The 10,903-nt window shown below is 71.4% G+C and carries 11 protein-coding genes and 1 riboswitch; of the genes, 1 reads left to right on the forward strand and 10 read right to left on the reverse strand.

Features of this window, described 5'->3' with window-relative positions; translation table 11 throughout:
* Nucleotides 1–56: 56 nt before the first annotated feature.
* A riboswitch (glycine riboswitch) is annotated at nt 57–164 on the reverse strand.
* 84 nt (nt 165–248) lie between these two features.
* Nucleotides 249–701 carry a PRC-barrel domain-containing protein gene (locus tag K7G61_RS31980; RefSeq protein ID WP_225850592.1) on the forward strand — a complete coding sequence of 151 codons (453 nt, stop codon included), beginning with the start codon at nt 249–251 and terminating at the stop codon, nt 699–701.
* A 34-nt stretch (nt 702–735) separates the two neighbouring features.
* On the opposite strand, the gene K7G61_RS31985 is transcribed toward K7G61_RS31980, so the two are convergent.
* The 10 genes from K7G61_RS31985 to K7G61_RS32035 all read right to left on the reverse strand — a co-directional run bounded on the left by K7G61_RS31985 (nt 736) and on the right by K7G61_RS32035 (nt 10,841).
* Nucleotides 736–2,205: a DNA polymerase IV gene (locus K7G61_RS31985; RefSeq protein WP_225850594.1), complete on the reverse strand. Its 1,470-nt coding sequence runs from the start codon at nt 2,203–2,205 to the stop codon at nt 736–738.
* A gap of 108 nt (nt 2,206–2,313) precedes the next feature.
* Complete coding sequence (locus K7G61_RS31990) at nt 2,314–2,901, reverse strand: MerR family transcriptional regulator (protein ID WP_225850596.1); 588 nt, start codon at nt 2,899–2,901, stop codon at nt 2,314–2,316.
* Nucleotides 2,902–3,143: 242 nt separating this feature from the next.
* The gene (locus K7G61_RS31995; RefSeq protein WP_031518684.1) at nt 3,144–3,617 is read right to left on the reverse strand and encodes a bifunctional nuclease family protein; all 474 of its coding nucleotides are present in this window, start codon (nt 3,615–3,617) and stop codon (nt 3,144–3,146) included.
* Nucleotides 3,618–3,763: 146 nt separating this feature from the next.
* Entirely contained in the window at nt 3,764–4,546 is a 783-nt protein-coding gene (locus K7G61_RS32000; RefSeq protein WP_225850598.1) for a MerR family transcriptional regulator, read from the reverse strand.
* Between the two features lie 46 nt (nt 4,547–4,592).
* Entirely contained in the window at nt 4,593–5,129 is a 537-nt protein-coding gene (locus tag K7G61_RS37130; protein ID WP_308190768.1) for an FHA domain-containing protein, read from the reverse strand.
* Nucleotides 5,130–5,489: 360 nt separating this feature from the next.
* Nucleotides 5,490–6,362, reverse strand: coding sequence for a DUF881 domain-containing protein (locus tag K7G61_RS32015; protein ID WP_225850599.1), 873 nt, complete (start codon nt 6,360–6,362; stop codon nt 5,490–5,492).
* Nucleotides 6,363–6,377: 15 nt separating this feature from the next.
* Nucleotides 6,378–6,710 carry a small basic family protein gene (locus K7G61_RS32020; RefSeq protein ID WP_093739588.1) on the reverse strand — a complete coding sequence of 111 codons (333 nt, stop codon included), beginning with the start codon at nt 6,708–6,710 and terminating at the stop codon, nt 6,378–6,380.
* Nucleotides 6,707–7,651 (reverse strand): DUF881 domain-containing protein, encoded by a 945-nt coding sequence (locus tag K7G61_RS32025; RefSeq protein ID WP_225850601.1) that lies wholly within the window; start codon nt 7,649–7,651, stop codon nt 6,707–6,709. Before K7G61_RS32025 ends, K7G61_RS32020 begins: the two co-directional genes overlap by 4 nt.
* A gap of 62 nt (nt 7,652–7,713) precedes the next feature.
* Nucleotides 7,714–10,209: a mannose-1-phosphate guanyltransferase gene (locus K7G61_RS32030; RefSeq protein WP_225850602.1), complete on the reverse strand. Its 2,496-nt coding sequence runs from the start codon at nt 10,207–10,209 to the stop codon at nt 7,714–7,716.
* A 23-nt stretch (nt 10,210–10,232) separates the two neighbouring features.
* On the reverse strand, nt 10,233–10,841 hold the full coding sequence (locus K7G61_RS32035; RefSeq protein WP_225850603.1) for a CDP-alcohol phosphatidyltransferase family protein: 609 nt from the start codon (nt 10,839–10,841) through the stop codon (nt 10,233–10,235).
* Nucleotides 10,842–10,903: the final 62 nt, after the last annotated feature.

A 10,903-nucleotide genomic window follows, 5' to 3' on the forward strand; every position in this document is an offset into this window, starting at 1 on the left:
GAGGACTCGTACGGGAGCGGCTGCGCTTCCGGGCGGGCCCTGCTTTCCAGAGTGACCTCGCCCGCGCGGTACGGATGCCTGAGAGATTCCGGGGAGGATTTGCTCCTTCGGCGTCTCCTCGGCGTCCCTTGCGGGGCACCGGGAGACTCTCCCGCACGGGGTCTGCAGCCGCTGCCAGGGTACCAGCGCGCCGCGGGCCGGCACCGTCCCGCCCGTGCGGGGCGCCACCGCCCGTGATGTGCCTTTTGATGGTAGTCAGCACAATTGATGGTAGTCAGCTTCAGTCGTCGTTGGTTGGAGGGACCGTGCAGAGCGACATCGATCCGCGCAGCCTGATCGGCCGCCGCGCCTTCGACCTGGACGGTACGAGGATCGGCACGGTGGACGAGGTCTACCTCGACGACGCGACCGGCGTGCCGGAGTGGGCAGCGGTACGCACCGGCCTGTTCACCCGCGACGCCTTCGTCCCGCTGGGGCCGAGCCGGCTGGTGGACGACGCCCTGCGCGTCCCCTTCAAGAAGGCGCTGATCAAGGACGCCCCGGATTTCGGCGTCGGACGCCATCTCTCGCCCGAGCAGGAGCTGCAGCTCTACCACCACTACGGCATGGAGGTGCCGCGCGGTGAGTCGCCCCGGGCCCGTCCGGGGCGGCGGGACCTCGGCGAGGTGGCGGGCGGGGACCGGCCGGCGACCGGCGGCTGAACGGGGGCGGACGCGGACCGGCCCGTCAGCGGCCTCAAGCCGTTCGGCGCTCGCCAGGCCCGGTCCCGGTCCCGGTGGCCGACCGGTCGGGGGCGGTCCTGCCGGTCGGCCCGCTGTGGCCGCTCCGGCCTTCCGCCCGCCCGTCCGCGGGCCCTTCCGCGGGCCCTTCCGCCAGCGCGGCGGGCGGCACCAGTGGCAGCGGGTCGCTGTGGGCGAGCTCGGGGTCGTCGACCGGGAAGGTGCGCACGCGGCCCGGCCCGGTGTCCGAGGGCACCTCGAAGCGGACGGTGACGCGGCCGACACCGCTGCCCTGGACCCACCCGGGACCGTACTGCGCATGGGTGATGTCCTGTCCTGGCAGCCACCGCTTGGACCGCTCCTGGGGCGGCGGCGCCACCGCGGGCAGTTCGACGGGTCCCCCGCCCCCGGCGCCCAGGTCGCCGGCGCTCTGGGCGAACAGGTCCTCCTGGGTGAAGTCCGCGAGGCCGGCCACACCGACCCCGAGCAGCCGTACGCCGCCGGTGGTGTCGACGCCCTCCACCAGGCGGCGGGCCGTCTCGCGCACGACGGCGGGGTCGTCGGTGGGGGCGCGCAGCGTCTCGGAGCGGGTGAGCGTCGAGAAGTCGTACCTGCGGACCTTGACCACCACGGTGCGGCCGGAGCGGCCCGCCCCGCGCAGCCGCTGGACGCAGCGGTCGGCGAGGCGGTCGATCTCGTGGCGGACGTGGGCGCGGTCGGTGAGGTCGTGGTCGAAGGTGTCCTCGACGGAGATGGACTTCACGTCCCGGTCCGCGACCACCGGCCGGTTGTCGAGCCCGGCGGCCATGGCGTACAGCGCGGCGCCGTGCGCCTTGCCGAGCAGCCGGACCAGCTCCTGCTCGCCGGCGTGGACGATCTCGGCGACGGTGCCGATGCCGGCCTTGCGCAGGTGCTCGGCGGTGGCCGGCCCGACGCCCCACAGGGTGCGGACGGGCAGCGGGTCCAGCAGCGCGCGCTCGGTGCCGGGCTCGACCACCACCAGGCCGTCCGGTTTGGCCTTCTCCGACGCGATCTTGGCCAGCAGCTTGGACCCGGCCAGGCCCACCGACGCGGTGAGTCCGGTGGCGGCCCGGATCTCGGCGCGCAGCCGCACGGCGGTCTCGCGCGGGTCCTCCTCGCGCCCTGCGGCCTCCAGGTCGACGAAGGCCTCGTCCAGGCTGAGCGGCTCCATCAGCGGGGAGGCCGCGGCGAGCAGCCCCATCACCGTCTCGCTGATCTGCCGGTAGATGCCGAAGCGCGGCACCAGGTAGGCCGCGTTGGGGCACAGCCGGCGGGCGTGGGCCGTGGCCATCGCGGAGTGGACGCCGTGCACGCGCGCCTCGTAGGACGCGGTCGACACCACGCCGCGCGGTCCCAGGCCGCCCACCACGACCGGCTTGCCCCGCAGGCTCGGCTTGGACGCCTGCTCCACCGCGGCGAAGAACGCGTCCATGTCCAGATGGAGGATCGTCGGCGCACTTCTCACACCCACGATCGTCCCGCACACCGCCGACACAGGCCGTACACGCGTACGGTACGGCGCCGCCGCGAGCCGCCGGCGGCGAGCCGGCCCGCGCGGAATCGGCGTCCGGGCTCAGCCCGCGCGATTGCGGCGCCTGGCCAGTTCGTCGGCCGGGTTGTGGCCGACGAGGGTCTCACCGGTGTCGACCCGCTCGCCGTGCATCTGCGACAGGCTGTTCTCCACGTCTCGCCAGACCACCCCGATCGCGATGCCGAAGACGCCCTGGCCGCCCTGGAGGAGGTCCACGACCTCGTCGGGGGAGGTGCACTCGTACACCGTGGCGCCGTCGCTCATCAGCGTCATTCGGGCCAGCTCGGAGGGGCCGACGGAGCGCAGGTGCTGGACGGCGGTGCGGATGTTCTGCAGTGACACGCCGGTGTCCAGCAAGCGCTTGACGATCTTGAGCACCACCACGTCGCGGAAGCTGTAGAGGCGCTGGGTGCCCGAGCCGTACGCCGGGCGGACGCTGGGCTCGACCAGTCCGGTACGCGCCCAGTAGTCGAGCTGGCGGTAGGTGATGCCGGTCGCGGCGCACGCGGTGGGACCCCGGTAGCCGATCTGCTCGCCCGGCCCGCCGTCGGCCTCGGCCGCGGTACGGACCAGCGCCCCCCGGGCCGGAAACGGGCCGTCCGTCGCCAGACCGTCGCCGGTGCTTCTCACGCCGCCCTCCGTCCCTTCACATCCCGCGGACACGCGCACGTGCCACGGGACTTTCCACATCGACGTTAGGCAGTCACCAGGGGTGCGTCAACGATCGCCACACTCGGCACGCCGAGTGATATTCACCCCACGAGTGGTTTGATCCCACCGGAGGCGGGAACGACTGTCAGGTTGCCCTCTCGTGGGGCAACCTTGCTACGTCGACCTGTTCGATCGCGGTACGACAGCCGCCGAACGCGCACTCACTGATTGCTGGTGCCGAAGTCCTCCGGCGAGATCTGGTCGAGGAACTCGCGGAATTTCTCCACCTCGTCCTCCTGCTCGTCCGGGATCGCGATGCCCGCGTCGTCCAGCACTCCGTCGCTGCCGTAGATCGGCGTTCCGGTGCGCAGGGCGAGCGCTATGGCGTCGGACGGACGGGCGCTGACCTCGACCCCGCTGGCGAACACCAGCTCGGCGTAGAACACGCCTTCCCGCAGGTCGGTGATGCGCACTTCGGTGAGGGTCTGCCCCACCGCCTCGAGCACGTCCTTGAAGAGATCGTGGGTGAGCGGTCGCGCCGGCGTCATCCCCTGCTGCGCGAAGGCGATGGCCGTGGCCTCCCCCGGCCCGATCCAGATGGGCAGGTACCGGTCGCCTCCCACTTCCCGCAGGAGCACGATCGGCTGGTTGGAGGGCATTTCGACCCGGACACCCACAACGTCGAGCTCGTTCACACAGCAACCCTAGGCCGTGCCCGCCGGGTTTGGGTAGTCGGGCACCCGCCGGGGCCGCCACCGGTGGCGTTCGAACTGTCCGATTTCCGCGCGTCCCGGCCGGTCCCCCCGGGTCCCGCCGGGGCCGGACGCCGCTCCTGTACCGGTCAGCGCGGCCGCAGCCCCAGCGCGGCGTGCACCATCGCGGCGTGCAGCCGCACCGACAGGGCGGCCAGCTCACGGGCGGTCGTCTCGGCGTGGGTACGGGTCTGCGGGTTGCGGTGCCTGCGCAACGGCGCCACCACCTGCTCGACGAGGCCCGCCTCCCGGTCGGCGGCGGCCTTCACCGCCCGCAGGTGGCGCGGTTCGAGCCCGAACCGCCCGAGGTCCGCGATCAGCCGGCCGATGGTCACCGCGTCGGCGTCGTACCCCCCGTCGCGGCCCGCCTCGACCAGCCCGTACGACTCCCACTGGTCGAGCTCCGCGCCGTCGGCCCCGGTGGCGGCCAGCAGCTCGTCACGGCCGATCCTCGTCTCCCGGGCGGGCCCCTGCTGCACCGGGAAGTCGGTCAGGCCGGGGAGGCCGGGGAGGTCCGCGGCGGGCCCCTGCGGGCCGCCGAGCGCCTCACGGGACTCGGCGGGGCCCGGCAGCGCCACCTGCTCGCCGCGGTCCAGGGCGTCCAGGTGCTCCCTGATGACCCGCAGCGGCAGGTAGTGGTCGCGCTGCAACCGCAGCACGTACGCCAGGCGCTCCACGTCGCCGGCGCCGAACTTCCGGTACCCGGACGGGGTGCGCCGGGGTTCGATCAGCCCCTCGGCCTCCAGGAAGCGGATCTTGGAGATGGTGACCTCGGGGAACTCCTCGCGCAGCCTGCCGAGCACCGCGCCGATGCTCAGCAGGGTCCCGCCGGCGGCGGTGCCGTTCCCGGCACCGCCCGACCTTCGCGCCATGAACACCTTCCCTGGGGGGTGCCCCCGGCCGGAACCCTGGAGCGGGTCAGATCGCCCGCGGGCTCGCGTAGAACACCAGCCGGTACTTGCCGATCTGCACCTCGTCGCCGTTGTTGAGCGCCACCGAGTCGATCCGCTCCCTGTTGACGTAGGTGCCGTTCAGGCTGCCGACGTCGGAGACGGTGAAATGACCGTCGGGGGTCCGCCGGAACTCCACGTGCCGGCGGGAGACCGTCACGTCGTCCAGGAAGATGTCGCTCTGCGGGTGGCGCCCGGCAGTGGTCAGCTCGCCGTCCAGCAGGAACCGGCTGCCGGAGTTCGGCCCGCGCCGGACCACCAGGAGCGCCGAGCCGAGCGGCAGCGCCTCGACCGCGGCCTGGGCCTCGGGCGACAGCGACGGCACCGGGATCTGCCCGGTGGTCTCCGCCTCGTACGCCTCGATGCCGGAGATCGAGATGGTCGAGGTGGTCTCGGACGGGCGCTCGAAGGGCGCCGCGGGGGTGCCGCGCAAAGGCGCGCCGCAGTTGGAGCAGAAGCGGCTGGCCTCCGCGTTCGTGTGGCCGCACCGGCTGCAGACGGGCAAACCGAACCCTCCACCCGGGGTCGACGCCGATTGTTCCCCGAAACCTATGCGCGGCGCGGAAGCCGGGTCAACAGGCGCCACGCCGGGCGCGCCGGGGAATCCGCCGCCGGAGCCCTGCGCATCGTTCCTGAACAGCGGGCGGTCGGCCGCCTCCTGGCCCTCCTCCGGCACGTGCCGCGGAGCACGGTGCCGCGCCGTGGCCGGGTCGGCCGACTGGCGCGCGCTCTTGCCGAACAACTTCCCAAACAACTTCACGGGCGATTCCCCTTGAAAGAAGCAGACCCGCCCGTGGGGCAGGACGAACTCTCGCTACACACAGTTTCCACTACAACGCACCCCACCGATGCCCCGACCCCCCGCTCACCGGGATGACCGAGCGTAGTCAGGCTGCTCCGGCGGCCGCAAGGCATCCACGACGATCTTCTGCGAGCGGACCACATCGGCCGTGGCCTGCTGCTTCTCCAGCGTCTGCACCACCCCTCCGGGGATGTTCAGCGCCGGCTCCAGATCCTGCGGATTGCCGATCACGGTGAACCGGTACGGCTGCGTGACCTTGTGCCCGTCGATGAGCACGCCGTCCGCACCCTGCGTGAAGTACGTGCCCGCGGTCACCCGGACGTCGTTGATCTGGATCGCCTCGGCGCCCGCGGCCCGCAGCTCCTGCAGTGTGTCGAGCAGCGTATCGGCCTCCACGCCGCCGTGCGGGTCGGTGATGGTCACAATGATGCCCGGACCCTGCGCGGCGACCGTACCGGCCAGGACGCCCAGCTGCCGGGCCTTGAGCCGGGTCTGCTGGAGCGCCTCGGCGGCCCGGTCGGAGCTGGACTCCAGCCGCGCGCGCTGGCTCTCCAGGCCCCGCTTCTCGTCCTGCAGCCGCTGCCCCCGGTTGTCCAGTTCGGTCAGGATACGGACCAGGTCCTCCTTGCGGGCGCCGCGCAGGGTGTTGTCGCCGCTGGTCGAGCGGACCTGGATGGCCAGCCCGAGGCCCAGGGCGAACAGCAGCAGCGCCGTGATCAGCTGGGCGCGCGTCAGCCGGGGCGGCCACAGACCCGCGATCAGCCGCTGCCGCCCGGTGACGGCCGGCGTCCCGGGCGTGTCGTCGTCAGCCGCTTCGGGCTCGGCGGTCCCGGCAGCCTCGACGGCCGCCTCGGTCTTGACGGCTTCGCCGGTCTCTTCGGTCTCTTCGGTCCCGCCGGGACGGTCGTGGCCGGGACGGTCGTGCTCCTCGCTCATGCCGCTGTCCCGTCCTCAGGCCCTGAAGACGTGCCGGCGTATCGCGGCCGCGTTGGAGAAGATCCGGATGCCGAGCACGACCACGACGCCGGTCGACAACTGCGAACCCACGCCGAGCTTGTCCCCGAGGAAGACGATGAGCGCGGCCACGACCACGTTGGACAGGAAGGAGACCACGAACACCTTGTCGTCGAATATCCCGTCGAGCATGGCCCGCAGGCCGCCGAAGACGGCGTCGAGGGCGGCGACCACGGCGATGGGGAGGTACGGCTCGACGCCCGCGGGCACCACGGGGCGCACCACGAGTCCGACCACGACTCCCACGACGAGGCCCAGTACGGCGATCACTTCGAACCCTTCCCTCGCGCACCGGGCGCGCTGTGCGGCGCGGTCGTCGCGGCCGGCGCCGCGTACCGCACGACCAGACTGGGTGCGGCGGCCAGCCGCAGGTCGTCCTGGACGCTGATACTGGACCTGATGCCGTAGTCCCGCCCCAGCAGACGCAGGTACTGGCCGTCCTCGCTGTCCTGGAATGCCGCGCTCAACCGTTTCCCGTCCCCGATCGCCAGCACCGTGTACGGCGGCGCCAGCGGCTTGTTGTCGACCAGTATGGCGTCCCCGGCCGCCCGGATGGCCGACAGCGCGGTGAGCCGCTGGCCGTTGACGCTGATCGCCTCCGCGCCGCACGCCCACAGGCCGTTGACCACGCGCTGCATGTCGTGGTCACGCACTCGTCCGGTGTCGGAGAAACCGCTGCTTTCCCGCGGTCCGCCGGAGCCCCCGGTGCTCGCCTCCTTGGCGTCGTCCACGACCAGCCGCACGCCCGGGCCGTGCACGGGCGTGGCGCCGGCCAGCAACTGCGGCAGGCGGCTCTCGTCGCCCCCGCTGTCACGCAGCGCGGCCCGCTGTTCGGCGGAGACGGTGCTGCGCAACGTGTCCACGCCGCTCTGCAGGGTGTCGTCGGCCCGTGTCTCGGCCCGTACCCGGTCGGCGAGCTTCTGCCGCTCCTTGGCTTCCGTGGGCGCCGAGATCCGTGCCTGCGCGGCGCCCACAGTGATCACGACGGCGGCGAGCACGAGGCCCACCGCGAGCCCCAGCCGGCCGCGCGCCGCCGTCGGGAAGCGGGAGCTGCCCGCCTCGCCGCGGCGGGCGGCGGCCTGCGCGTACCCGTCGTCCAGGCTGTGCTCCATGACGTCGGTGAGCAGCGACATGGAGAAGTCGGGGCGCCGCGGAGCAGCCCCGGGCGCGGGGCTGCTCCGTTCGGGTGGCTGCTGCGGCATGCGGGACATCGTCGCATGTCGGGACCGTCATACTCGAACGACCCCCACGCGGCAGCCAGTACGGCGTCCTGTCACCGTCCGGCGCTCTCCACGACCTGCGACCACTCGTCCAGCAGGGCCTGCGCCGAGGCGTCGTCCGGGCCCTCCGCCCACAGGTGGGTGACGGCCTCCGCCGGGTCGGGCAGCACCATGACCCAGCGCCCGTCGGACTCCACCACCCGTACGCCGTCGGTGGTGTCGACCGACCGCTCCCCTGCCTCCTCGACCACCCGCCGCATCACGGAGCCCTTGACCGCCCAAGGGGTGGGCACGTCGCGCTTGAGGACGTGGGCCCGCGGGATGCGGGCGTCGATCTGGCTGAGCGTCAGCTGGGTACGGGCGACCAGCCCGATGAGCCGCACGAACGCGGCGGCCCCGTCGAAGACGCTGGAGAACTCGGGCACGACGAACCCGCCCCGTCCGTCGCCGCCGAAGATCGTGCCCTCCTCCCTGCCGACCCGGGTCAGGTCGTCGGGCGAGGTGGTGGTCCAGGTGACCTGGGTGCCGTGGTAGGCGGCCACCTGCTCGGCGATACGGGTGGTCGTCACCGGCAGTGCCACGCGGCCGCTGCGCCGCTCGGCGGCCACCAGGTCCAGCAGCACGAGCAGCGCCCGGTCGTCCTCCACGATCCGGCCCCGCTCGTCCACCAGCGACAGCCGCTCGCCCACCGGGTCGAAGCGCACGCCGAAAGCCGCCCGCGACGACGAGACCATCTCGCCGAGCCGCACCAGACCGGCCCGGCGGCTCTCCTCTGTCTCGGTGGGCCGTGCCTCGTCGAGGCCGGGATTGACGGTGAGGGCGTCCACGCCCAGCCGGCCGAGCAGGCTGGGCAGGACGAGACCGCCGCTGCCGTTCGCGGCGTCCACGACCACCTTCAGGCCCGCCTCGGCGATGCCGGAGGTGTCGACGGCCCGCAGCAGGGCGCCGGTGTAGGAGTCGAACACGGTCGCGGGGAAGTTCAGGTCGCCGATCTCCCCGGGGAAGGCCCGGCGGTACTCCTGGCGGGCGAACACCCGGTCCAGCTTGCGCTGCCCGCCGGCCGACAGGTCCGCGCCGCGCTCGTCGAAGAACATGATGTCGAGCGAGTCGGGCCGGCCGGGACTCGTGCGGATCATGATGCCGCCCGCACTGCCGCGCGCTGTCTGCTGGCGCGCCACGGGCATCGGCACGTTCTCCAGGTCCCGTACGTCGATGGCACTGGCCTGCAGCGCCGAGATCACCGCCCGCTTCAGCGCGCGGGCGCCACGGGAGTGGTCACGCGCGGTGGTGACCGTGGCACCCTTCTTCAGCGTCGTGGCGTACGCGCCCGCGAGCCGCACGGCCAGTTCCGGCGTGATCTCCACGTTGAGGATCCCGGACACTCCCCGCGCGCCGAACAACTGCGCCTGGCCGCGGGACTCCCAGATGACGGACGTGTTGACGAACGCGCCGGCCTCGATGGTCTTGAACGGGTACACCCGTACGTTGCCGGCGATGATCGACTCCTCGCCGATCAGGCATTCGTCGCCGATGACGGCGCCGTCGTCGATCCTGGCGGCGCGCATCACGTCGGTGTTCTTGCCGATGACGCAGCCGCGCAGATTGGTGCCCTGGCCCACGTACACGTTGTCGGCGATGACGGCCTTGTGCAGGAAGGCGCCGGTCTTCACCACGACGTTCGAGCCGATGACGCTGTGCTCGCGGATCTCGGCGCCGGCCTCGACCTTGGCGTAGTCGCCGATGTAGAGGGGGCCGCGCAGCACCGCGTCGGGGTGCACGTCGGCGCCCTCGGCGACCCAGACGCCAGGGGAGATCTCGAAGCCGTCGATGTCGACGTTGACCTTGCCCTCAAGGACGTCGGCCTGGGCCTTCACATAGCTCTCGTGGGTGCCGACGTCCTCCCAGTAGCCCTCGGCGACGTAGCCGTAGATCGGCTTGCCCTCCTTCATCAACTGCGGGAAGACGTCACCGGACCAGTCGACCGGGACGTCCGGTTCCACGTAGTTGAAGACCTCGGGCTCCATCACGTAGATCCCGGTGTTCACCGTGTCGGAGAACACCTGGCCCCAGGTCGGCTTCTCCAGGAAACGTTCGACGCGGCCTTCATCGTCCACGATGGTGATGCCGAACTCCAGGGGGTTCGGCACCCGGGTCAGGCAGACGGTGACGAGACCGCCCTTCCGCTTGTGGAATGCGATCAGATCGGTGAGGTCGAAATCGGTCAGGGCATCACCCGAAATCACCAGGAACGTGTCGTCCTTCAACGCCTCCTCGGCGTTCTTGACGCTTCCCGCCGTTCCCAGCGGCTTTTCCTCGTTGGCGTAGGTCAACTCCATGTCGAATTCTTCGCCGTCCCCGAAGTAATTCTTCACCAGGGACGCGAGGAACTGGACGGTGACCACCGTCTCGGTCAGTCCGTGCCGCTTCAACAAGGTCAGAACGTGCTGCATGATCGGCCGATTGACCACCGGCAGCAGAGGTTTGGGCATGCTCGACGTCATTGGGCGAAGGCGGGTACCCTCGCCGCCGGCCATAACAACCGCCTTCATGTCGGAAACGTCCTCCTCGTGACTCAGTCAGCCGTGGTGTCCGCCCTGACAAGCCGCCGGACCTGCACCACATAGAGGATCCCTGCCCACCAGTACAGGGTTGTACCCCATCCGGCGAACGCCCAGCCGAAAACAGACGCCAGCGACCCGAGCCACCCACTGCTGTCGCTCAGCAGCAGCAGCGGAAAGGCGTACATGAGGTTGAAGGTAGCCGCTTTCCCGATGAAGTTCACCTGGGGTGGGCCGTAGCGGTGTCTCCGCAGAATCAGCAGCATCACGGCCATCATCGCCTCCCGCGCCAGCAGGAGCACGGTGACCCAGAGCGGCAGGATGTCCCGCCAGGTGAGTCCCACCAGCGTGGACAGTACATACAGCCGGTCCGCGGCCGGGTCCAGGATGCGGCCGAGGCTGCTGATCTGATTCCAGCGGCGGGCCAGCTTCCCGTCCAGGTAGTCGCTGATACCGCTGAAGGCGAGAACCAGCAGGGCCCATCCGTCGACCTTGGGGCCGTTGAACTCGGGCCACAGAATCAGCCACAGGAACACGGGCACCCCGAGCAGGCGGGCCATACTCAGGATGTTGGGGATCGTGAAGATCCTATCCGTTTGCACCCGTGTCTCCTGGACCTCCACGGGTCCCCTCCAGCTGTAACCGTGCGGACGTTGCTGGCTGACTCTACCCCAGCCGCAAAAAG

This window comes from Streptomyces sp. HPF1205 (genome assembly GCF_020400825.1).
In the GTDB taxonomy this organism is placed as follows: domain Bacteria; phylum Actinomycetota; class Actinomycetes; order Streptomycetales; family Streptomycetaceae; genus Actinacidiphila.